The organism is Arthrobacter roseus (genome assembly GCF_016907875.1).
In the GTDB taxonomy this organism is placed as follows: Bacteria; Actinomycetota; Actinomycetes; order Actinomycetales; family Micrococcaceae; genus Arthrobacter_J; species Arthrobacter_J roseus.
Genome location: NZ_JAFBCU010000001.1, coordinates 1049895 through 1072979 on the forward strand (window position 1 = coordinate 1049895; position 23085 = coordinate 1072979).

Sequence of the window (23085 nt, forward strand, 5' to 3'; positions counted from 1 at the left end):
TCCGAGACTTTCTAACTCCCACTGACAACAATAGGAGCATCAATCACCGCACCGAGCGGCGTGTTTTCGACTCTACGTGGTGGAGTCTTACAAACCTCGAGGGCCCCAGCGAAAAGTATGTCGCTGGGGCCCTCGAGGTTTGTATCCCTAGTTACAGGAAGCGGGACAAGAATGAGCGGGTTCGTTCTTCTCGCGGGTTACCGAGCACCTGTTCCGGCGGACCTTCTTCAACGACCACGCCGCCGTCCATGAACACCACGCGGTCGGCCGCTTCACGGGCAAAGCTGATCTCGTGCGTAACCACGACCATCGTTAGCCCCTCGGACGCCAGCTTACGCATCGTGGAGAGCACCTCACCGACCAGCTCGGGGTCCAGCGCTGACGTTGGCTCATCGAAGAGCATCAGCTTCGGCCGCATGGCCAGCGCGCGGGCAATAGCCACACGCTGCTGCTGCCCGCCGGAAAGCTCGCGAGGATAGGCGCCTTCCCGGCCTGCAAGATCAACCCGGGCCAGCAGTTCCTTCGCGTGCGCGATGGCCTTCTTGCGCGGCTCTCGCTTGACGCCCACTGGGGCCTCAATGATGTTCTGCAGGACCGTCATATGCGCGAACAGGTTGAACTGCTGGAACACCATGCCGATGTCGGCCCGGCGCTGCGCAATCTGGTTCCCTGCCAGCTCGTGCAGACGCCCATTACGGATCTCGAAGCCAACATCGGCTCCGTCGACTAGCACGCGGCCGCCGTTCAGATCCTCCAGGAGGTTGATGCACCGTAGGAAGGTCGACTTACCCGAACCGGACGGTCCTAGGATGACAACAGTCTCTCCCTGGCTAACTTCCAGATCGATACCGGAAAGCACCTCGGTATGCCCAAAGCTCTTCCGCACTCCCTGTGCCTGCAACAGCGCGGTGCCGGTGTTGCTCTTTCTGTTCTCGTTCATCGTCACCTTCTGGCTCATAGTTTCTCCCCAAGATCGTTTACCGGAGTGTCAGAACCAGCCGACTGCATAGTCTGCGCCCCTGCCGAGTTGGGATCGCGACGCGATTTGGTGCCCACCAGGAACTTCCAGAAGTTGTTCGGCTCCTTCTTGGCGCCACGTGCGTAGTGGTTCTCGATGAAGGACTGACCGATGTTCAAGATCGAGGTGATGATCAGGTACCAGATCGAGGCCACCAGCAGCAGCGGAATGGTCTCGAAGTTCCGGTTGTAGATCGACTGCACCGTGTAGAACAGGTCCGCCATGGCGATGACGCTGACCAGCGACGTCGCCTTGACCATGCTGATGACTTGGTTGCCCGTCGGCGGGATAATGAACCGCATGGCTTGGGGCAAGATAATCCGTCTCATCGCCCGAGCACCGGTCATCCCGAGAGACTGGCCGGCTTCTTTCTGACCTGTATCAACCGACAGCAGCCCGCCACGCACGATCTCGGCCATATATGCGGCTTCGTGCAAACCCAGGCCAAGGATGGCCACCAACATCGGCGTGATTACCGTGTTCGTTTCGACGGAGAAAAACTCCGGCCCAAAGGGAATGCCAATGGAGAGCTGCGGAATCAGCGCTGACAGGTTGTAGAAGAAAATCAACTGCACCAGCAGCGGGGTGCCGCGAAAGAACCAGATATAGGCGCCCGCCGCACCCTTCAGGACAGGGTTTCTAGAGATACGGCAGATCGCCAGCAGCACCCCGAGCACGATGCCGAGCAGCATCGCAATCACCGTCAGCCACAGCGTGATGCCGAGTGCTCCGACAACTTGCTTGGAGAACAGGTAGGTTGCCACAACCGGCCAGCCAAACCGTTCGTTGGTCACGAACAGCTGGATCAGTTGCGCGATCAGCACTGCAACGACGAGCACAGCAAGCAGGCGCCACGGGTGCTTTCGGCGCGAAGCGTTGGTGACGTCTAAACGCTCTTCATTCATTGCTGGTCCCTTCGAGCCGCTTTCGACCCTTTTGGTTTCTGAGCTCACGGACACGTTAGGAGCCCATGTTCAATCCGGGCGCCTCAATCATGTTGCCCTCAAGGCCGTATTCGGTCATGATCTCTTCGTACCTGCCGGAGTCAAACAGGATCTTGAAGGCTTCGAGCATAGTGTCTTCCAATGGGGATCCCTTGGGAACCAATGCGCCTTGCAGGATGTCATCGAAACCGTTGGACTTACCGGTACCGGCGAGTTCCAGCGCACCATCGGACTGCTCAACGAAGTAGGTCAGCGGTGCCTGAGAGGAGAAGAAGGCATCAGCACGGCTGGACTGAACCGCTAGGACCGAACTGGGCTGGTCCTTGTAAGACTGCACGTCGACCGGCTCTTTACCTTCCTCTACACACTTATCTGACTGCTCTTTGATGACTCGCTCTGCGGATCCGCCGGCCTGCACGGCAATGCTGGTGCCGCAGACGCTTTCAAGTCCGGTAATTGATTCCGGGTTTCCCTTTTCGACGGCGAAGACTACGTACTCCTGCACCCAGTCAATAAAGGTTGCCTGAGCGTGTCGCTCTTCGTAGTCGCCGACCGGTCCGAGGTCGAGGTCGAAACGTCCCGCGTCCATACCGGCGAGCACACTCGCGAGGCCGTCGACCGTGTTGTGCTCGATTTCGACTCCCAGGATCTGACCAATTGCTTCGCCGACCTCGGCCGTGGCGCCGCTCAGCTCGTTGTTGGAGTCAATCACGGTGTAAGGGGGGAAGGAACCGCTGTTGACGGCAACGATAGTTCCGGCGTCCTTAATGTCTTCCGGCAGCGCGTCGTGCAGTTCCTGGTTGGTCTCCAAAACAATCTCCGACTCGGCTTGCGCGCCGTCGGACGGTGCCTCTGAGCTGGCGCTTTCTGGTTCAACGGTGCAGCCGGTGAGACCGAGAGCCGCGATCATCATCGTCGCAGCGGACAGAGTGTGTAGCTTCTTCATAGGATTCCTCTTATCGGGTGGTGGTGAGTTCGGGGTAGGTTACTGGGCCCGGCGTTCGAGGGGTTGGATCGATCTCGAATCGTCGATGCTCTAGCACCGGAAGGTGCTTTCGTGCCTGATCAAGCCGTGCCTTGGTCAACGTGGCATAAATGGTCTCCGGGCCTTCCAGTGCTTGGGAAATAGGCATGCCCAGTGGGTCCACGATCATGCTGCGGCCAATGCAGCTTGCCCCGGCTTCACCGGACGCGACCATATACACGGTGTTGTCCAACGCCCGGGCGCTGACCAGGGTGCTCCAGTGAAATTCCTTCGACGGGCCCTTCGCCCAAGCGGTCGGCAGGAGGATTGCGTCCGCACCGCGCAGCGTCAGCAAACGCGCCAACTCAGGGAACCGCACGTCATAGCAGGTCATGAGCCCGAGTTTGAAGCCGCTAACGTCCAGGAGCTCCGGAATCACATCGTCGGCCAGAACATTATCGGATTCCGACCCGTTAAACGCATCGTACAAGTGCAGCTTGCGGTACACGTGGACGATTTTGCCGCCGCGCAGTGCAACCAGTGTGTTGTAGGGCCGAGCGGTGTCGGAGCACTCGTGGATGCCAAGGACAACCGTGACATCTCGACCAACGGTCGCGGCACGGAGTTCGCTGATGAACGGGCCGTCCAGCGGTTGAGCGGCCTCGCGGATCAGTTCCTTCTCACCCATAAACCGGGCAAGAACACCCTCTGGAAGCACCAGAACATCCACGTGGTCTGCTTCTGCCTTCTCAACCAACGGAAGGATCGTCGCAACGTTCTCTTCCCACTGCGCATTTACAGCGAACTGCGCTGCGGCTACTTTTAATTCGGTCATGCGGAAACTTTCTCTAGTGGTTGGGAGGGCTCAAGCTGATACGGGAAGAGGTCACTTGCCTCCAGCCGAGATGTGACGATGCCCTGCTCGACGAGCTCGGTCTGGAAAGCGTCAATCATCAGGGCGTTGGCGGACCACCCGTAAGGCATCCAGTCCTGGCCGAAGATACGTGTCGTCGCTGCGAGGACCTCGTTATGCCAGGGAGTGATGTCCAGCAGCTTATTGCGACGGGCAGCGCTGATTTCCTTTGACGCGGAGAACAGATCCATCAGCTCCTGCAGCTGACCGGGATTTTCTGCCAACTCGGCGCGGACGCCGATCAGATGAATCCCGGGGACAAAACCCACCCGGGCGAAGTACTCGGCTTCAGCCTGCTGCGAGTCGCGGAACAGCGGCCGGAACGGTGAGCCGATTTCGTAGAAGGCCGGCGGCATAAAGGGGGTCATGACGGCGTCGAGTGCCCCGCGCTCGAGCATGTCCATCATCGGTTCGTCATTCTCAGTTGCAGCGACATTGGCCGGCACGGAGATGGAACCTATTCGGTCCATCACCGGATGATCGGCGGTCAGCGCGCCGACGCGCCATTCGGCCTCTGTAATGCCAACGCCTGCTTCACGCAGTACTGCTCGGGTCCAGGTGTTGCCGCTGTCACCCCACCCGGTGAGACCTATTCTTTTACTGCACAGCGCTTCGGCGGAGTCCAGCGGGCTGTCCGCGCGGGTGATGATGCAGCGGTGCCGGAAACCCCGCATCACGAAGAGAGGAAGAGCGATGACACGGTCATCGCCTGCTGCCCGGGCCTGAACATACCGGCTGAATGAGGTCTCGGCGACATCCAAGTCCGTCTCGGTCCACAGATCTGGCGTCAGGTCGCGGCGATCGAGCGTGTAGGGCTCACTTCCGGTCACGTCGCGCAGTGCAATGGGATTCAGATGATCCCAGTGCCGTGCTGCCATTCGGATGGTGTCCATAGGGCTGTGCCTTTCGAGGCGATGCAGTTGCGCCGTCGCAATGGTGGTCGAATCTGTGTTTCAACCAGAGTATGTTCAGCTGGCAGTGATTTACAATACATTCTATTGTTACTGATCATAAAAGTCATTATTGGTGTTCCTGGGCATCCATTTGAGATTTCTGTTGGGAACGCGTAAGCGCACGCAGAATTGCAGCCCAGGACGGAGGGCAAAATAACCCTGAGTTCGTCTATGCGAGTCGGTCGTGGAACTTTGCTGACAAGCAGTTAACGGGGTTGGCCACAGGGCGATACACGGTGTGGCGCCCGAGGGAACCCTGTCACCGCAGATCTCGACGAGTAGATCTCTGGGCCTCGGACCGGACGGTGGCGCGGATGCCTTGGGACATGTGCTTCAGCCCTCAGGCCTGCGCCAAGGTCACCGAGGGATTCCAGCACGAGGACCGTCGTGCCCAGTTCGCCGGGCTATCCGAGAAGGTGGCCGAACACATGACGACAGGTCAGCCGGTGGTCTCTGTCAAAGCTAAACAGAAGGAACTCGTCCGCGCCTGGCGAATCGAACGTACCAAACTCATCGCAGGCTTGGTCCGGATTACCAGAACTATCGGCCCGGAGGTTCAGTCCGCCTTGGACACAGAAGTGTGCCCCGCTGGGCTCATGTACACGGCCAAAGACGGCGAGGCGCTGCGCATGACATGTAATGACTTCCACTCGGAATGGAAATACGCCATGCTGCCGTAAACTAAACCGTAACGCTCCGATTTAGTTGTTCGCCGTCCCGTGCGCGAACTTCCGTACGCCAGCCTTGCTGGACTCATCCACCAGCAGGGTAAAAACGTCCGGGCGTGAGTAATGACCAACTGAGTCGAAATCGAACTTTCCCTCTGCGATTTCGTTCATATCCAACTTGGCAACCAGGACACCCTCGCGCCCGCGCAACGGCCCGGCTAAGACCTCGCCCAGCCGAGAGGCGATGACGCTGCCACCGTTGATCAAGACGGTTTCTGGATCATCACCTTGGACGGGATGGACATCGTTGGGCAGATCATGACGGGTGAGGAACTGGTTAGCGCTGATAACAAAACACCGGCCTTCTAACGCCACGTGCGTCATTGTTGAATGCCAAGCGTCTCGATCGTCAACGGTGGGAGCGCACCAAATGTTCACACCTTTCGAATACATCGCCTGTCGGAACAGCGGCATGTAATTTTCCCAGCAGATCGCAGCTCCCAGTGTGCCGAAGCCGGCATCAACCACCGGCATCGTGGACCCGTCTCCTTGCCCCCACAAATACCGCTCGGCGGCAGTCGGCATGAGTTTGCGGTGTGTTGACACCAAACCGTCCGCAGGCGTGAAGAACAGTGCCGAACAGTAGAGTGTTCCGCCGTCGCGCTCGATGACACCTACCACTAGGTGAAGTCCGTGTTCAGCCGAAAGTTCGCTCAATCTCTCAGTTTCCGGCCCTGAAACATCAACGGCGCTTTCCCAATAGCGGCGGAACTCCTTCCGACCTTCGGCGGTGCGGGAGCCCACGGAAATGCCGAACTCCATCCCTTTCGGGTAGCCGCCGAAGAAGGCCTCGGGCAGTACGGCTAGCTCCGCACCCTGCGATGCGGCTTCGCCAATCAGCCGCTCGGCCTTGGCCAGCGTGGCCGACTTGTCGAAGAGCACGGAGCCAGCCTGGATGGCAGCGACGGTAACGGTAGTCATGTTTAGTGGGATTCCTTTCAGTGAGTCGGAGTCTGAGCGGCAAGATGAAGCCGGCGCTGAGCGAGGGTAGCCAGGAAGAGCGCATGGTCCGGCAGGATGCGGTCATCATAGACCGCTCGGGCGGAGTGCAGTGGCGCCCATTCGTTCGGGTCGATATCCGGCGACCCCGCACCGAGGTGTCCGTATGCGCCCGGCACCTCCATTAGCACCCGAGAGAAGTCTTCGGAACCAGCCTTGGGGTGGGGGAGCGTTTCAAAGCGGTTCTCGCCAAAGAGGCTCCCGGCGGTCGCTGCCCAGAAGTCGGCATGTTCGGCATTGTTGATCGTTGCAGGGAGCTTGCGCTCAAATTTAACCTCCGCCCTCAGCTGGTGAGCCTGCGCGATCCCCTCTATTAGCCGGGGTAGGTCCTTCTCCAGCTGGTCCTCAGCCGCCGGGCTGAAACAACGGATTCCGGCCTGAAAGGCGGCGTTGTCCGGAACAATATTGGCTGTGTTGCCACCGTGGAAAGAGCCCACCGTAAGCACCACGGGGTCGAACGCATTGAACCGGCGTGTGATGAATGTTTGCATCGACCCGATGAGTTCAGCGGCTAATTGGATAGGGTCCAGGGTCTGGTAAGGCCTGGAGCCATGTCCCCCGCGGCCGTGGATGGTCACATCGAGCTGACAGAAGGAAGCCATATACGACCCAGCTCGAGTCGTGAACAATCCAGCGGGAGCGTCAGATGCCATGTGGACGCCATAGGCACCGACAGGCCGTGAGCCCGCTGCGTCCAGCACTCCCTCGTCAATCATGACCTGGGCGCCATTGTGGCCTTCCTCGCCGGGCTGAAACATAAAAATCACGTCACCGTCGAGCTGCTCCCGCACTCCGGCAAGCACTTTGGCGGCTCCGACAAGGCCTGCCGTGTGCATGTCGTGTCCGCATGCGTGCATAGCCCCATTGCGGGATGCAAATGATAACCCCGTCTGTTCAACTATCGGAAGCGCATCCATGTCTCCGCGCAGGAGCACGACTGGTGGCCCCCCACGAGCCGCAGATGCGGCGCCACCGCGTAGGATGGCAACCACCGACGTCGCATTCTGACCTGTGGTGATTTCAAGATCAAGTCCCCGCAGCGCCTCAAGAACCCTTCCCTGGGTCTTCGGTAGGTCGAGACCAACTTCGGGATCCTTGTGCAGCTCTCGGCGCAGTTCCACTAGGTCGGACTTCGCACTGCTTGCTATTGATTGCTGCATAGTTGCCACGGGTTTCATTGACCATTCCTTCTGAAGTGGGCCGTCAGCTGAAGTGGAGCTCCGCGCAAACTTTGCCCTGATCTCCCCATTGAGGTTACGTTCAGTTGCGTTCAGAATACAATACTGATAAATGTTACTGACCATAATCTACAAAAGAGGTCTTCGTGAATTCTGCCACCGACGCCGTGGAACCGGCACAAGTTTCGGCAGCATGGCTGTGTGAGCAATTTACTGAAGCCTCGGCAGGCGGAATCGCGTCTACGCTGAGCCGGTTAATCCGATCCGGCGCCATTGAAGGGGGCAGTTATTTGCCGACGGTCCGGGCGTTGGCAGCCCGATTGGGCGTCAGCCCAGCGACGGTTTCAGCGGCGTGGAGTATCCTCCGGAAACAACGAATTATTGAAGGCTCTGGCCGACAAGGCACTTGGGTGCTGAATAAACCTACCCGGTTAGCGCCAGCGAGGTACGAGAATATCCGCCAATACTGGCACGGCGGGGTGCTGGACTTGACGCTTGCGGCGCCCGATCCCTCACTTTTGCCCGATGCAGTTTATGCAATGCAGCAGGCACAGCAAGATCCGGAACTAAATTACTATGAACGCCTCCGTATAGTCCCTCGACTGCAGCGCGCCGCCGAAGCTTCATGGCCCTGGGCGCCGGAAGCCTGGCTGGCAGTAAACGGCGGCTATGAAGGGCTACTCCTGCTGCTCAGCTCCTGCGTCGTGCCGGGGGACTATGTGGCGGTAGCAGATCCCTCCGCGCCGCGGATCCTCGATATTCTCGAACATGTCGGAGCTCGCGTCCTACCCGTGGCCACGGATGTCGATGGCCCGAGACCGGACAGTCTGAAACAGGCCCTGCGGATGCAGCCAGTCGCATTTATCTATGAACCTAGCGTGAGCTCGCGCACCGGTGATTCAGTCCGTGCCGAACGCCGCGACCAGCTGGCCGCCGTGTTACGCGAGCCCAAGCTGCTCATCATTGAAGACGACGGCCTCGGCGAGCTTGCGTCTGCACCATATTGCGGACTTGGCCCTGTCTACCCAGGGCAGACGGTGCTCGTGCGAAGCTATTCAAAGTCCCACGGGCCAGATCTTCGTCTGGGGATAGTCGGCGGATCCGCCGACGCCATTAAGCGCGCTTGGGACATCCGTCAGTTCGGCGCGGGCTGGACCAGCCGTCTGCTCCAGAATGCACTTGCCTGGATGCTTGAAGACCCTCAGACAAAAAGCCAGATCGCCAAGGCAAGACACAAATACGACGAACGCCGTAAGATGATGACCGACCTCTTGGCGCAGCGCGGGATCGACGCGCACAGCAACGACGGCTTGAGCCTCTGGGTACCGGTGCTCAGCGAGCAGCAGGCCCTGCTTGTGCTTGCCTCACACGGCATAGCAGCTCTCGGCGGGGCGGGCAGCACTGTCCGCTCGCACGCTCCAATGGTCCGCCTTAGCATCGGCAGAGAGCTCGAGCACCCGGAACGAATTGCAGACTTTTACTCCATGGCGGCCCGTGCGAGTTAACGTTACTGGCTGACTGCAGGACTGAAGTTCATTGCGCGTCTTAACCGGGCCCCGCGCTTTTCTGCATCGCCACGGCCGCGACGAACGCACTAGTGTAGCGTGTCGCTAATTCCATCTGGTTTGGTTGACTGGAAGAATTGGGTGCATGGCCAACCATGCAAAACCCCTGCCGTTGCGTGAGGGTGACCGGGAAATCCTTGAATCAATGACCCGCAGAAAGTCCATTGGTGCCTCGGTAGCCTTGCGGGCACGCACGGTGTTGCTGGCTGCCGGCGGGCTTTCCAATGTCCAGATCGGCGATGTCACTGGATTCAGCGATCCCACGGTCCGGCGATGGCGCAGACGCTATGAAGAAATCGGGATCGAGGGCCTGAATGATGTCCAGCGGCCGGGAAAGCCGCGGGAAATCGACGAACTCGCGCTCATTGCCGACACGCTGGCCAACGACGGCAAACCGCCGGCGGAGCTGGGGATCTTGCATTGGTCCGCCCGGATCATGGCCGAGCGCCAGGGAATTTCTTTTTCCTCCGTCGGCCGGATCTGGCGCCGGTGGAGAATCCAACCGCACCGGATCGAGACATTTAAGTTCCCCACCGACCCCGCGTTGGAGGCCAAACTGCGGGACGTGGTCGGTCTGTACCTGTCCCCACCGGAAAACGCGGTGGTGGTGAGCGTCGATGAGAAGACCCAGATTCAGGCCCTGTCCCGCACGCAGGCAGAGCAGCCGTTGTTCCCGACACACCCGCTGCAGCAAAGTCACGATTACAAGCGCAATGGCACCACCACCTTGTTCGCCGCCCTGGATGTCCTGACCGGCAAGCTCAGCGCCAATGCGTTCTACCAAAAGCGTACGAACGTCGAGTTCGTTGACTTCCTGAACCAGGTCGCTGACGCCCATCCGGACGTCGAACTGCATGTCATTTGCGATAATTACGGCACCCACAAACACCAGAATGTGAAGGACTGGTTGGCGGCGAACCCGCGGGTGTCGATGCACTTCACCCCGACCAGCTGTTCCTGGTTGAACATGGTGGAGATCTTCTTCGGGATCATCACCCGCCAATGCCTCAAGCGAGGAACCTTCTCCTCGGTGGCCGACCTCCAAGACGCGATGGAACGCTACATCGAGAACTACAACAAGGACGCAAAGCCGTTCACCTGGACCAAATCAGCGGAGTATCTACTGGGCAAGATGAAACGGAAACAAATAATTAACACGGAACACTAGGTATTTGTCCCTGGGACGTTGTGGACACGTTCGATGGGTGACTACCCTCCGATGCCGGAGCCCAAACTGGTTCCTCGGGCCGTCGGCGCCGGACTGCGTGCACCTCCCGCGGCGGATGCCGGATGACTATTGACGGCGACCGCCACTTTCGATAGCGTTCACTTTGCGATCGTCAAAAATAAGCAATATTAAATGCGATGGTCGGTCAATGCGGGAACAGCCGAATAGAACCGGAGCAAGCCGATAGCGGATAAAGCAAATCATCTGCAGGACATCATGGAGCAGGAGAAGGGGCTCAAGCGGAGCCTGACGACCGGGCAAATGGCGATGATTGCCATCGGCGGTGCGATCGGTACGGGCTTGTTCCTGGGCAGCGGACTCGCGATCGGCCTGGCGGGACCGAGCGTCATCATCAGCTACGCGGTCGGTGCCGTCATCGCCTTGATTCTGATGGGGTGTCTGTCCGAGATGACCGTTGCCCACCCGACCACTGGTTCGTTTGGCGCCTACGCCCAACGCTATATGAACCCCTGGGCCGGGTTCACCGTGCGGTACTCCTACTGGTTCGCGATCATCTGCGCCATCGGAACCGAGGTCACAGCCATCTCGGTTTACATGAAGTTCTGGTTCCCCAGCGTCCCCGCATTCGTGTGGGTGCTGCTGTTCGCCGGTGTGCTGCTCGGCGTGAATGCGACGAGCGTCCGCTTGTTTGGGACCGTCGAGTACTGATTCGAAGGTACAGGACCCAATCCGGTTCATTTTTCCCAACCTGTTGCAGAGGTGGTATCCTCAGCCAATATTGCACAAATATGACGACCGTAACATTGATCGATACTCACTCCGAGGGATCACCCTCGATTGTCATTCGAGTCATGGGAGATTTGATGAATTCTGTAGAAGAAGTTCTTGCGTCGCTTTCCACCGGTGAGGTCGAGGTCCTTGACTTGACGGCTCCACTTTCGCGCGAAACCCCGTCCTTGGTGTTGCCCGAACCGTTCGTCAATCTCATTGACTTCAGGATCGAGGAGGTCTCTGCTTACAACGAGCCGGGTCCGTTCTGGAAGCATCACAACATCCACACGGGCGAGCACGTAGGTACGCACCTTGATGCTCCTATCCACTGGATCAGTGGACGCGAAGGCAAGGATGTCTCGCAGCTGGATCTGGGCCGATTGGTTGGGCCTGTCGTGGTGTTGGACTTTAGCGCTGAAGCAACCGCTGATCCGGACTTCTTGATCGACGTGGACCACATGACGTCCTGGCAAGAAAAACATGGAAAATTCCCGGCCAATTCGTGGTTGCTCTTTCGTACAGGGTGGGAGAAGTACTCCCACGACAAACAGGCCTTCTTGAATCTGGATGATGAGGGCTCTCATACGCCTGGCTTCACGGCTGCGTGCGCCAAGTGGATTGCCGAGGAACTGGATATCTCCGGCATTGGGGTGGAAACCGTGGGCATCGACGCCGGCAACGCCGCAACGCTTGACCCGCCTTTCCCGATGCACTATTTCCTGCTGGGAGCCGATAAATACGGAATAACCTCGCTAAGAAATCTAGACAAGCTGCCTGCAAATGGCGCGATGATCGTTGTAGCGCCACTTCCCATTGTCGGGGGCACAGGCTCGCCCACCCGGGTGCTGGCCATAGTCCCAAGGTAGGTCGTGCAGTGAGGGCGGAGCCCGTCCCAAGGCAACTACAATCTGTTAGGAAATACTCATGAATGTCGCGGAGATCGTAGGGAAAACGCTCGCCACACTTGGGGCTGGTTACTGCTTTGGTGTCGTGGGGTCCGGAAATTTTGTCGTCACCAACGCGCTCGTGAAAAACGGAGTTCCCTTTACTGCGGCCCGGCACGAAGGCGGAGCGGCGAGCATGGCGGATGCATACTCACGCGTCAGCGGCAAGGTTGCGCTCGTCTCGGTTCACCAGGGCTGTGGACTGACCAATGCCGGGACGGGCATTGGAGAGGCTGCAAAGTCTCGTACCCCGATGATCGTCCTTGCGGCCGAGGCTGCGCCTTCTGCCGTGTACTCAAACTTCGCTATGGACCAGGATGGTTTCGCCGCATCCGTCTATGCTGTGCCTGAGCGTGTGCACTCGGCTGAATCCGCGATTGCGGATACGATTCGTGCCTACCGCCGCGCAACAAACGAACGCCGGACTGTGGTTTTGAATTTACCGCTGAACATTCAGGGACTGGAAGTGACTGAGGATCCGGAAGCCGCTCCTTTAGGTGTTGCCGCGGTTGAACCGATCCGGCCATCGCCCGGTTCCGTTGAAGCGCTGGCCAACTTGTTGGCAGGCGCACAACGTCCGGTATTTGTTGCCGGCCGCGGCGGCCGCGGCGCCAAGGAAGAAATCTTGGCACTAGCACGCCATACCGGCGCGCTGGTTGCCACTTCTGCTGTGGCTAAGGGGTTGTTTAACGAGGACGAATTCGACCTGGGTATTTCTGGTGGCTTCAGCTCGCCGTTGGCCGCTGAATTGATCACCGATGCGGACTTGATTGTAGGTTTCGGTTGCGCGTTGAACATGTGGACCATGCGCCAAGGGAGCTTGATCGGCCAAGACACCAAGGTCGTCCAGATTGACCTTGAAGTGCAGGCTCTCGGGGCCAACCGGGCCATTGATTTGGGAGTGGTGGGGGACTCGGCGCAGTGTGCAACGGACGTCCTTGAGGCCCTCTCCACGGAGAACGGCCAAGCTCGTGAGGGCTACCGTAATGCGTCAGTGGCCGAACGCATTAGTCAGTCCATCCATTGGCAGCAAGTTGGCTTCCAAGACCTGTCCGACGGTCGGTATATCGATCCGCGTGTTCTTACCAAGCAGCTGGACGAGATGCTGCCGACCGAACGGATTGTCAGCGTGGATTCTGGCAACTTCATGGGATACCCAAGTCAGTTCCTTTCGGTGCCTGACGAGTTCGGCTTCTGCTTTACGCAGGCCTTCCAATCGATCGGGCTTGGTCTTCCGAGCGCCATTGGAGCGGCACTGGCAAGGCCGGATAGGTTGCCGGTGTTAGGCACCGGGGACGGGGGATTCCATATGGCCATTGCGGAACTCGATACAGCAGTCCGACTGGGACTGCCATTGGTGTGCATCGTCTATAACGACGCCGCATACGGTGCTGAGGTATACCACTTTGAGGAGGACGTGCCGCAGGATGATCTCGGCATAGTGTCATTTCCCGATACCGACTTCGCGGCACTGGGACGTGGCTTCGGAGCCGATGGGATAACAGTTCGCGATGTGGCAGACCTGGAACACGTACGCGAGTGGCTTTCTACAGCACCCAGCCGGCCGCTAGTCATAGATGCCAAGATAGCTTCTGACGGCGGTTCCTGGTGGTTGGCCGAGGCATTTAGAGGCCACTAGAGTCATTCTCGGTCACCGGCTCCCAAAGGAGCGTTCGCCTCAACGTTGATGCCTAATAGGTCCGAGATGACCATCGCGAATGCTCCCTTGGGGCCATTCCGCAGCGCCCCAAGGCGTCCTGTCGGAGTGGCTGAAACAGCGAAAATGCCACCATGCCTGCCTCCCGTGAGCGTCAGAAGACGGGCGTATTTATTGGCCCTTCATAGTCATTGACCGCACTATATTCGCCGTATATGGTGTCCTTATGTCGACGATAAATTTTGCTACAGACGCTGCCCCTGACTTTGATCCAACCCAGTTCCGGCGGGACTTTCCCCCGCTGTCCAACATGACGCATCTGGCTAGCTGTAGTCAGGGGGCGTTGTCCACGCAAGTGTCTTACAGCTTGCTCGAGATCGTCGGCTCGCTACAGACCTCTGCGGCTCCTTGGGACGTGTGGGTCGGTAAGGTAGAGCAGGCACGCGCCGACTTCGCGCGGCTCATCAATGCGGACCCAAGTGAGATTGCGATTGTTAATTCTGCCTCCGAGGGGGCATACCAAGTTGTCTCTAGCTTCGCTTGGACCAGTCGGACCGGCATTGTCACTTCTGCAGTGGAATTCCCTTCCGTCGGCCATGTGCTCCGCGCCCAGCAAGCACAGGGTGCCACCATCAAGATGGTTTCCGACCGCTCCGACGCCTTGGAGGTTCCGGCGTGGGAAAAGCTGATTGACGAGTCCACGGCCTTGGTTTCCGCACCGCTGGTGAGCTACCACGACGGCGCCCGGCCGCCGCTAGCCGAGATCACCGAATTAGCACACAAAGCCGGTGCTCGCATGTTTGTTGACGCTTATCAGGGCGCGGGCGTTGTTCCCATTGATGTAAAAGCCATGGACTGTGACTATCTGGTAGCCGGCTCGCTGAAATACATGCTTGGTCTCGCGGGAGTCGCGTTCCTCTATGTGAAGGACGGCATCGATTCGGAGCGGGCGGCGGAGCTGACTGGCTGGTTTGGCCGCGTCAATCCGTTCGCGTTCGACCCGGAGCTAGTCGACTACCCGACGGATGCTCGACGGTTTGAAGTCGGAACTCCTGCCATCCCCGCCGTTTACGCTGCCATCGCCGGCATGGGGCTGTTGCTGCGGGTGGACCAGGCTGCTGGTTTTGCACACGTTCTGCGACTTGGGGACAGACTGGCTGCTGGAGCGGCCGAACATGGATTTAAGGTCAGCCGTTCCGACAATAGCGAGCGTCACGGACCGCAAGTGGCGATCTTTGCCGACGACCCGAACGAGTTGGGTGCGTGGCTGAACGAACGTGGCATCATGACGGCCCCTCGCGGTGAACTTCTGCGTATGTCCCTGCACTACTACACCACGGACGCCGACATTGACACAGCTATCGCTGCGCTTGCGGAATACCGTTCGGTTGAGGGAGGGCGCGGTTGAGTCGGATGCCGAAGCGGCAGGGCCCATCAGTGCGGAACATGAGGGTCCATAAGCCGCTCTGAGGCTTGAAGATCTCGACGAAGTCGCAGCCACACCAACTGAGGATCGCATCGTTACTGCGCTGCGTCATGACCTTCTTCGTATGTCCATGCACTACTACAACAACGGCGCCGACATCCAATAAGCGCTTAGTTGCCTTCGAAAACTGATTTAAGGATTACCACCATGGGTGAAGTGGATACCAAACTAGAGTTCTTCGGCGGGCGCGCTGCTGTGCTTATTGCGCCGATTATTTTCATCGCTATCGCTACGTACAATCTTGCGTTTTTGCATGTTTATGAAATGACGGCCCTCGTAGCTGGTGGCCTTGTAGGACTTATCATCAACGCCTTTTTTGCTCGTTCTTACGGTACGTACTGGAAGGCAGTAATGAGGGGCGTGGGGTCGCCGGGGGCGGCGAGCCTTATTCTGATTTTGCTGGTGGTGAGCCTGATCTCTTCGCTGCTGAGCGTCACAGGTGTTTCTGGAGGATTTATTTGGCTCGCCAACCTCGTAGGTATCGGAGGTGTGTGGTTCGTTCCCATCACCTTTGTGCTCGCGGGCTTGATGGCTGTATCAACGGGTACGTCGCTAGGCACTCTGTTCGCCATTTTTCCCATCTTTTACCCTGCGGGTGTGGCCCTGGGCGCTAGCCCCGTGCTGATGGCAGGCGCGATTCTGTCAGGTGCGCTATTCGGCGATAATATGGCCCCTATTTCAGACTCAACCATTGTTTCGGCGATGACTCAGCGGTATCGAAACAAAGAAGGATCGGCTCAGGTCGGCGATATTGTAAGAACCCGCTTTCGCTATGCGAGTGCTGCCGCAGTAATCGCCTTCCTGCTCTTCGCAGGATTTAGTCTCGCGTCAGGTGGAGCGAGCGGCGCGGTCGATGCTGCGGCTGCCGAAGGGAGTCCGCGTAGCCTGTTTATGCTGATCGCGATTGCCGTGCTCATCGTGGTCGCCATCTGGAAACGAGATATTTTCTTGGCCGTATCAGTTGGTCTCGTAGTGGGGGTCATAACAGGGTTGTTGTCCGGGGCCCTCACCTGGTCGCAGATTATCTCTGCAGGTGAAGCCAATAGCGCTGGTGGCTTCATGGCATCCGGAATTCTCGGCATGCTACCGCTGATCGGCATCAGTATTGTCGTGTTTGCCATCATAGGAACGTTCCAAGAATCTGGCTTGTTCGTAGTGATCATCAGATGGCTACAGGGTCATGGGCTGACTGGTTCACCGATGAAAGCGGAACTATCCATCTTCACGGGTTCGATTGTTACGACAGGCCTCTTCGCCAGCGTCAACGGTCCCGCAATGCTGCTGTTCGGGCCGGTTGTCGACGAAGTGGGCGCCGCGGCCAAACTCCACCCAAACCGGCGCTCAAATGTGATGGACTGCGGAGCGCTGGGTCTGGGGTCAGTGATGCCGGTTATCTCTACGTTCCTGCTAATTTCCAGTCAGCTGACACAAGGTTCAGGTGAGACACTTTCCGCACTCGCAGTATTCGGTGTCGCCTTCTATCCACTGGCGTTGACCGTGGTCATGTTGATCGCCATTGTTACTGGTTGGGGTCGTACCTTCGAAGGTCCAAAGGGTGAAGAGCTCCGCGGCCGAACAGCACAGGCGGCCGGAGTCACTGACCTACCATAATGGTGAAGGTGTGGTGGTCTGCGGACCACCACACCGGAGCTGTAGCCCATGGGTACTCCAGGGCTGGGCTAGCGGCCTCTTGGCATTTTCGGGCAGATCGATTGATGTGGAGGAGGAGCCCAGGGGCAGTCGAGTGTTCTTCAACGTCTCTCGACTCTTGTACGAGCGATTTGAACCGGTTCTCACCCACGCTGTTAGAACGGCTAGATTGGTTCCAGCTGATCATTGCCGATCCGTCCCTGAAGGAGTAGCCCATGGGGGAGAACCCCAGCCCATCCACGTCCATTAGCCGGCACGTGGAGTGGGTAGATACTGATGCTTCCGGCCACCATCACAATTCCGCCGTCGTGCGTTGGGTGGAGATCGCCGAAGCGCAGCTGATTCGTGAGCTCGGTGTGAGCGGCTATTTTCCGGTGTCGCCTCGAGTTCAGCATGTGGTGAACTTCCGCGATGCCCTCTGGTTTGAACAGGAAATCACGGCCACTATCTGGGTCGAGCGAATGGGCAACACCTCGCTCACCTTCGGGTTCGAAATCACGGGCCACTCCTGCGACAAGTCCGACGGCGGACTGGCGGCCGATGGCACGATCACCGTCGTCCACGTACCCGACGGGAACAAGCGTTCTGCGCCTTGGCCCCAAGCCATCAGCCATGCCCTGAGCGGCGCCAAAGAATGAACGACCAAGAAGCAGCGAGCCAAACATCCGGAGACGGCATTCCCAACCCCATCGTTCGGCACCAGCAGCTGATCGTCACGCTCTTTGGCCTGTATTGCCGGAACCCGGGCAATAGCCTGCCCGTGGCTTCCCTGGTGAGCCTGCTCGGAGACCTGGGTTATGACGCTCCGGGAGTACGCTCGGCCGTGTCCAGGCTCAAGGCCAAAGGAGTACTGCGCAGCACCCGCGTCGAGGGAATCGCGGCCTACAAGCTTTCAGAATCCCAGCAAACAGTGTTCGCCGAAGGCGACCAACGCATCTTTGCTGAACAACGTGAAGACGGAGACCATGACTGGTTGCTCGCATTGTTCTCTGTTCCCGAAGCCCAACGGCACCTGAGACACCGGCTGCGCACTATCCTCGCGGCTCTGGGCTTCGGCACAGTGACCCCTGGCGTGTGGATTGCGTCGTCGGGCATCGTCGATCGAGCCCGTGCCAGCCTTGCGGCCCACGAGCTCGATCAGTTTGTGGAATTCTTCCGCGGAGATTACCTCTTTGACGGCGATGTCCGCGCCAAGGTGGCCACCTGGTGGAACCTGGAGGCGATCGACGAGCTCATTGGGGAGTTCCTCGAGGTCTATAGCGGCGCTGACACGGCATGGGCCCAGCGGCTGGGTGGAGATCCCGAGGTGCGGGAGAGCACCGCCGACGAGGAAGCCTGTCGCGACGCTTTCCGTTACTACGTTCCCATGCTGACCCTCTGGCGCCGGCTACCGTACCGCGACCCGAACCTGCCACTCGACTATCTACCCGAGTGGTGGCGTGAGCCCGAGGCGCGGCGGGTATTTGGTCGTACCTACCAGATCATCGCACCGCTGGCCGAGCGTCACGCCTCTGACGTCATCGACCGCTACCGCTCGTAAACGACAATCTCCGGACCCGCCGCGGCTCGACGCCGGCGCCAAGGGTAGCTAGCTACGCCTCGGTGATGACGGCGACGCCCTGAATTTCAATCAAGGCTTCCTTCTGCCACAGCCGTGAGACACCAATGCCTGCCAATGATGGGTACTCGGATCCGGCCATGTCCCGCCAGAGACGACCAATTTCGCGGCCGTTGGCCATGTAGTCGTCAACATCGGTCAAGTAGATGGTCACGTTGACCAGGTCCTGCGGACGTCCGCCTGCCTCCTGCAGCGTGACCAGCACGTTCGTGAAAGCCTGCCGGAACTGCTCCACAATGCCGCCCGGAACAATGTTCATGTCCTTGTCCAGAGCAGTCTGGCCGCCGAGGTAGACGGTGTTCCCGGCGAGGATCCCGTGGGCATAGCCGGACGGCTTGGGAAGCGATGCGGGGTTGATGGTGCGGTTCTTGCTAGTGGACTGATCGGTCATGTCCCCTCCTCAGTAGAAAATTTAGAATGTGGCCTGTTGCACATCCTTACCTTCGTGCTAAATTGATCATATGTTGCGACCGCAAAAATGTCGACATATGAGTCTCGAGTGAAGGAGTTCCGATGAAGCTGGCCACCCTGCGAACTAGCAAGGGAACCACTGCCGCCGTCGTGGTTGACTCCGGGTTCCTGCCCCTGGAAGCTGACGACGCTGGGGCGTTGCTTGCTCAGGTCAATTGGCGGGAAACAGTCGAGGCCGCCCTGGACACCATGGCTGCTGGCCATGGTGCCGGGGTTGTCGCGGAAGCAGAGGCAGACCTCGCTCCTGCCGTCACTCGGCCCGGCAAAGTCGTCTGCTGTGGATTGAACTACACGGAGCACATCCTGGAAATGGGCCGCGAACTGCCGGAATATCCCACGCTGTTCGCCAAGTTCGCCGACTCCCTCACCGGAGCGAACGATCGCATTACGGTTCAGGGCAGCGACCGGGTGGACTGGGAGGCAGAGCTCGCCGTCGTCGTCGGAAAAGAACTGCACCATGCCAATGAAGCGGAGGCGGCAGAAGCCATCGCCGGCTATTGCGTGGCCAACGACGTCTCCATGCGTGACTGGCAAAACCGCACCCTGCAGTGGCTTCAGGGCAAGGCCTTCGACGACAGCACACCGCTAGGGCCAGTCATCGTCACCGCCGACGAATTTGAGGCCAACCCAAACTTCAGTCTGCGCGGCTACGTCAACGGCGAGCTGGTCCAATCCGGTGAGACATCAACCCTGGTGTTCGGCCCCGCGAGCCTGCTGGCCTATATCTCAACCTTTGCCACCCTACGTCCCGGCGACGTCGTGCTCACCGGCACGCCAGGCGGCGTCGGATCCGGCATGAAGCCCCCGCGCTTCCTGGCCGACGGCGACGTCCTCACCACCGAAATTGACGGTCTTGGCCGTCTTGAAAACACGATCACCCTGATTCCGGCAGCGGCCACCTCGTCGCAGCCAGCATCTGAACGTCAAGGAGAACCACGATGAGCACCACGCACGAGTACATCCTGGAAGGCGACAACAGCCAATACGCCAACGAGCAGGGCAAAGTTGTCCCCGTGGTGACCTATAGCGGCGAGGAAGACACCAACACCGCCCAGTCCGGTGACTGCGTCCGCGTCTCCGGTGTATCAATCCAGCACACCCCGGCCACGAAGATCTGGTTCGGCCAGGTCTCCAACGTGCCCGGCTACCGGTCCCTGCCACACCACCACGCCGAAGCCGAAACCGGCGGTTACGTTCTGCGCGGCCACGGACGCATCTACTTCGGTGAGAACTACTCCGAATACCTGGACATGAAAGCAGGGGACTGGGTCTTCGTTCCGCCCTTCATGCATCACGTGGAAGCCAACATGTCAGTCACCGAGGAACTGGTCTGGCTGACTGCCCGTACCCCGGAAAACCTTGTGGTCAACCTGGACGATGTTCCGGATGAAATCCTCGCCGACTACCGGAGGGTCTGACCTTGAACAGCACAGACGCAACCTCCATCCTTGCTCCCGACACCGCCCAGACCTTTCTGCGAGCGATCGAGCTCACCCCTGTCGATGGGCCAGCGGACAGCTCCTTTGAGGCAACCACGCAGTATGTTCCCTGGCCGAAGGCCTACGGCGGAGACATGGTTGCCCAGGCCACGGCGGCCATGCAGGCCACCGTTGGCACCGACCGGGCGCTGCACTCGATGCACAGTTACTTCATGCGCCCGGTCAATATCGGCGCTCCCGTTCGCTACGACGTCGAGGTACTGCGCGATGGCCGCGGCTACTCAACCCGCAGCGTGCGAGGCATCCAGAACGGCAAAACCGCGTTTACGGCACTGGGCTCTTTCCATGTTCCTGAGGACGGCCCGGAATTTCAGCAGCCGGCGCCTGAGGCTGTGGATCCTGAGTCACTACGCACCGCGGCGGAAGCCCTTGAGGGAGCCACCGGGGCAGCCAGCGACTATTGGGCCCACGGGCGCAGCTTCGACATGCGCCACATCCCTGATCCCCTCTACCTCACCTCTGACGCTGGATCGGTGCCCGCACAGGCTGTATGGGTCAAGGCTTTCGACGCTCTGCCGGATGCCGCCGATGCCAAGGCCACCGCTGACCTGCACCGCACCGCGCTGACCTACGTGTGCGACTACACGATCCTCGAGACGCTGCTTCGGGTGCGGGGCCTGAACTGGTCCAGCCCAGGCCTGGCCACCGCCAGCCTGGACCACGCCATGTGGTTCCACCGGGACGGCCGGGCCGACGACTGGATTCTCTACGCCCAGGACGCCGTGTCCGTGCAAAACAACCGTGGTCTGGCCATGGGGCGATTCTTCGACCGCTCCGGACGCCTGCTCGCCACCGTTGCTCAAGAAGGCATGATCCGGGGCTAGCTCGCACCCCACTACCCCCGCCCACCCGCGAAAGGAACGGCCATGCACCTCACGCCATCGGCCCACGTGGACACATTCACGCGCGACCATCTTCCCCCTGTCGAGTTATGGCCCACGCTGGAATTCACTCTGCCGGAGCTGCAATATCCGGACAGACTCAATGCCGCCACAGCGCTCATCGACAAGCCCACCGCCACGTTCGGTGGAGAGCGACCAGCTCTTCACACGCCCGACGGCGAGGTATGGAGTTACGCGCAACTGCTCGAGCGCTCCAACCAGGTGGCCCGGGTACTCACCGAGGACCACGGCATTGTCCCCGGCAACCGCGTGCTGCTGCGCGGGCCGAACAACCCCTGGCTGGTGGCTTCCTGGCTCGGTGTTCTGAAGACCGGGGCAGTTGTTGTCACCACGATGCCGATGCTACGTTCCACCGAAGTAGCCACGCTCGTGCGCCTGACCCGGCCAGTACTGGCGATCACGGACCATCGTTTCGCCGCCGAGATGGATGTGGCTGCCAATGAGTCCGACCTGCCAGTGCTGCGCTACGGCGCCGGTAACCCGGAGGATCTGGAGTCGCTGGCTGCGAACAAGCCCGGAACGTTCGACGACGTCGCAACAGCAGCCGACGACGTCGCGCTTTTGGCTCCCACCTCCGGGACCACCGGGGTTCCGAAGGTCACCATGCACTTCCACCGCGATGTGCTGGCTAACGCGGACACCTTTGCCCGCCACATTCTTACCCCGACTCCGGACGACGTTTTTGCCGGATCGCCGCCCCTGGCTTTCACCTTCGGGCTCGGCGGACTCGTGGTCTTCCCGCTCTACTTCGGGGCCTCGGCTCTATTGACCGAGCGCGCAGGCCCGGTGGAACTGGCCGAACGCGCCGCCGAAGCCGGTGCCACCGTGCTCTTCACCGCGCCTACCGCGTACCGGGCCATCATCAAAGAGGGCCGCGCCGACCTACTCTCCCGTCTGCGGCTCGGTGTCTCTGCCGGGGAGAACCTGCCCAAGGAAACCTGGGAAGCCGTCGAGAAGGCCTCCGGGCTGCGGTTGGTCAACGGCATCGGTGCCACCGAGATGCTGCACGTATTCATCTCCGCGGCTGGGGATGACATCCGGCCCGGCGCCGTCGGCGTTCCCGTTCCAGGATTCCGTGCCACCATCCTCGATTACGAGGGCGCCGAAGTCCCCGATGGAGTTGCCGGACGGCTAGCCATTATCGGCCCAGTCGGTTGCCGCTACCTCGATGACGAGCGCCAGCACAACTACGTCTGCAACGGCTGGAACGTTACCGGCGATACCTTCCTGCGCGACGCCGAGGGTTACTACGTCTACCAGGCGCGGTCGGACAACATGATCGTTTCCTCTGGTTACAACATCGGGGCGCCCGAAGTGGAGGCCGCCATTGAACAGCATGAGGATGTGCTGGAGAACGCCGTCGTCGCCCGCCCCGATGAGGAGCGCGGCAGCGTGGTCTGCGCGTTCATCGTCCTGCGCGAAGGCGTTGTAGGCGACGCAGCCAAACGCAAGGAAATCCAGGACTTTGTGAAATCCCGCATTGCACCCTACAAATATCCGCGGGACGTGCGCTTTGTCGACGAACTGCCCCGCAACCCCAGCGGCAAACTGCAGCACTTTCGCCTGCGCGAGAAGCTGCAGACCACTGCTGACACTGAACTCACCGGCGCGGACCAGGCTTAGAAAGGAAATAGTG

General features: G+C 59.6%; 22 protein-coding genes. 14 read left to right on the forward strand and 8 right to left on the reverse strand.

Annotated features, from left to right (window positions below; genetic code table 11):
* Positions 1 to 151: 151 nt before the first annotated feature.
* From JOE65_RS05365 to JOE65_RS05385, 5 genes are read right to left on the reverse strand one after another with little or no spacing between them, the layout of a single operon-like run.
* Complete coding sequence (locus tag JOE65_RS05365; protein ID WP_239536624.1) at positions 152 to 940, reverse strand: amino acid ABC transporter ATP-binding protein; 789 nt, start codon at positions 938 to 940, stop codon at positions 152 to 154.
* Between the two features lie 14 nt (positions 941 to 954).
* The gene (locus tag JOE65_RS05370; protein WP_205162255.1) at positions 955 to 1923 is read right to left on the reverse strand and encodes an amino acid ABC transporter permease; all 969 of its coding nucleotides are present in this window, start codon (positions 1921 to 1923) and stop codon (positions 955 to 957) included.
* Between the two features lie 55 nt (positions 1924 to 1978).
* The gene (locus JOE65_RS05375; RefSeq protein WP_205162256.1) at positions 1979 to 2908 is read right to left on the reverse strand and encodes an ABC transporter substrate-binding protein; all 930 of its coding nucleotides are present in this window, start codon (positions 2906 to 2908) and stop codon (positions 1979 to 1981) included.
* 10 nt (positions 2909 to 2918) lie between these two features.
* A complete protein-coding gene (locus JOE65_RS05380) occupies positions 2919 to 3761 on the reverse strand; it encodes a nitrilase-related carbon-nitrogen hydrolase (RefSeq protein ID WP_205162257.1) in 843 nt (280 codons plus the stop codon).
* A complete protein-coding gene (locus JOE65_RS05385) occupies positions 3758 to 4732 on the reverse strand; it encodes a substrate-binding domain-containing protein (RefSeq protein ID WP_205162258.1) in 975 nt (324 codons plus the stop codon). Before JOE65_RS05385 ends, JOE65_RS05380 begins: the two co-directional genes overlap by 4 nt.
* A 296-nt stretch (positions 4733 to 5028) precedes the next feature.
* On the opposite strand from JOE65_RS05385, the gene JOE65_RS05390 reads away from it, so the two are divergent.
* Entirely contained in the window at positions 5029 to 5472 is a 444-nt protein-coding gene (locus JOE65_RS05390) for an ISAzo13-like element transposase-related protein (protein WP_338021550.1), read from the forward strand.
* A gap of 21 nt (positions 5473 to 5493) precedes the next feature.
* On the opposite strand, the gene JOE65_RS05395 is transcribed toward JOE65_RS05390, so the two are convergent.
* The gene (locus JOE65_RS05395; RefSeq protein ID WP_205162260.1) at positions 5494 to 6441 is read right to left on the reverse strand and encodes a carbon-nitrogen hydrolase family protein; all 948 of its coding nucleotides are present in this window, start codon (positions 6439 to 6441) and stop codon (positions 5494 to 5496) included.
* Between the two features lie 17 nt (positions 6442 to 6458).
* On the reverse strand, positions 6459 to 7697 hold the full coding sequence (locus tag JOE65_RS05400; protein WP_205162261.1) for a M20 metallopeptidase family protein: 1239 nt from the start codon (positions 7695 to 7697) through the stop codon (positions 6459 to 6461).
* A gap of 146 nt (positions 7698 to 7843) precedes the next feature.
* Between JOE65_RS05400 and JOE65_RS05405 the strand changes: the two genes are divergently transcribed.
* From JOE65_RS05405 to JOE65_RS05445, 9 genes are all read left to right on the forward strand, one after another.
* On the forward strand, positions 7844 to 9202 hold the full coding sequence (locus tag JOE65_RS05405) for an aminotransferase class I/II-fold pyridoxal phosphate-dependent enzyme (protein WP_205162262.1): 1359 nt from the start codon (positions 7844 to 7846) through the stop codon (positions 9200 to 9202).
* A gap of 145 nt (positions 9203 to 9347) precedes the next feature.
* The gene (locus JOE65_RS05410; RefSeq protein WP_205162263.1) at positions 9348 to 10430 is read left to right on the forward strand and encodes an IS630 family transposase; all 1083 of its coding nucleotides are present in this window, start codon (positions 9348 to 9350) and stop codon (positions 10428 to 10430) included.
* A gap of 276 nt (positions 10431 to 10706) precedes the next feature.
* Positions 10707 to 11159, forward strand: coding sequence for an amino acid permease (locus JOE65_RS05415; protein ID WP_205162264.1), 453 nt, complete (start codon positions 10707 to 10709; stop codon positions 11157 to 11159).
* Positions 11160 to 11314: 155 nt separating this feature from the next.
* Positions 11315 to 12088 carry a cyclase family protein gene (locus JOE65_RS05420; RefSeq protein ID WP_205164033.1) on the forward strand — a complete coding sequence of 258 codons (774 nt, stop codon included), beginning with the start codon at positions 11315 to 11317 and terminating at the stop codon, positions 12086 to 12088.
* Between the two features lie 58 nt (positions 12089 to 12146).
* Positions 12147 to 13805 carry a thiamine pyrophosphate-binding protein gene (locus JOE65_RS05425; RefSeq protein ID WP_205162265.1) on the forward strand — a complete coding sequence of 553 codons (1659 nt, stop codon included), beginning with the start codon at positions 12147 to 12149 and terminating at the stop codon, positions 13803 to 13805.
* A gap of 244 nt (positions 13806 to 14049) precedes the next feature.
* Positions 14050 to 15231 carry an aminotransferase class V-fold PLP-dependent enzyme gene (locus tag JOE65_RS05430; RefSeq protein WP_205162266.1) on the forward strand — a complete coding sequence of 394 codons (1182 nt, stop codon included), beginning with the start codon at positions 14050 to 14052 and terminating at the stop codon, positions 15229 to 15231.
* A gap of 225 nt (positions 15232 to 15456) precedes the next feature.
* Positions 15457 to 16920: a Na+/H+ antiporter NhaC family protein gene (locus JOE65_RS05435; RefSeq protein WP_205162267.1), complete on the forward strand. Its 1464-nt coding sequence runs from the start codon at positions 15457 to 15459 to the stop codon at positions 16918 to 16920.
* 254 nt (positions 16921 to 17174) lie between these two features.
* Positions 17175 to 17597: an acyl-CoA thioesterase gene (locus JOE65_RS05440; RefSeq protein ID WP_205162268.1), complete on the forward strand. Its 423-nt coding sequence runs from the start codon at positions 17175 to 17177 to the stop codon at positions 17595 to 17597.
* Positions 17594 to 18499: a PaaX family transcriptional regulator gene (locus tag JOE65_RS05445; protein ID WP_205162269.1), complete on the forward strand. Its 906-nt coding sequence runs from the start codon at positions 17594 to 17596 to the stop codon at positions 18497 to 18499. The genes JOE65_RS05440 and JOE65_RS05445 overlap by 4 nt, the downstream gene beginning before the upstream one ends.
* Positions 18500 to 18551: 52 nt before the next feature.
* On the opposite strand, the gene JOE65_RS05450 is transcribed toward JOE65_RS05445, so the two are convergent.
* Positions 18552 to 18968 (reverse strand): RidA family protein, encoded by a 417-nt coding sequence (locus tag JOE65_RS05450; protein WP_205162270.1) that lies wholly within the window; start codon positions 18966 to 18968, stop codon positions 18552 to 18554.
* Positions 18969 to 19090: 122 nt separating this feature from the next.
* Here JOE65_RS05450 and JOE65_RS05455 point away from each other — a divergent pair, with 122 nt between their 5' ends.
* Genes JOE65_RS05455 through JOE65_RS05470 form a run of 4 tightly spaced genes read left to right on the forward strand, consistent with a single transcriptional unit; the run spans position 19091 to position 23072 of the window.
* Positions 19091 to 19990 carry a fumarylacetoacetate hydrolase family protein gene (locus JOE65_RS05455; protein WP_205162271.1) on the forward strand — a complete coding sequence of 300 codons (900 nt, stop codon included), beginning with the start codon at positions 19091 to 19093 and terminating at the stop codon, positions 19988 to 19990.
* Positions 19987 to 20466, forward strand: a complete 480-nt coding sequence (locus tag JOE65_RS05460; protein ID WP_205162272.1) for a cupin domain-containing protein — start codon at positions 19987 to 19989, stop codon at positions 20464 to 20466. Before JOE65_RS05455 ends, JOE65_RS05460 begins: the two co-directional genes overlap by 4 nt.
* A 2-nt stretch (positions 20467 to 20468) precedes the next feature.
* Positions 20469 to 21371: an acyl-CoA thioesterase gene (locus JOE65_RS05465; RefSeq protein ID WP_239536625.1), complete on the forward strand. Its 903-nt coding sequence runs from the start codon at positions 20469 to 20471 to the stop codon at positions 21369 to 21371.
* A 42-nt stretch (positions 21372 to 21413) separates the two neighbouring features.
* Positions 21414 to 23072, forward strand: a complete 1659-nt coding sequence (locus JOE65_RS05470; protein ID WP_205162273.1) for an AMP-binding protein — start codon at positions 21414 to 21416, stop codon at positions 23070 to 23072.
* Positions 23073 to 23085: the final 13 nt, after the last annotated feature.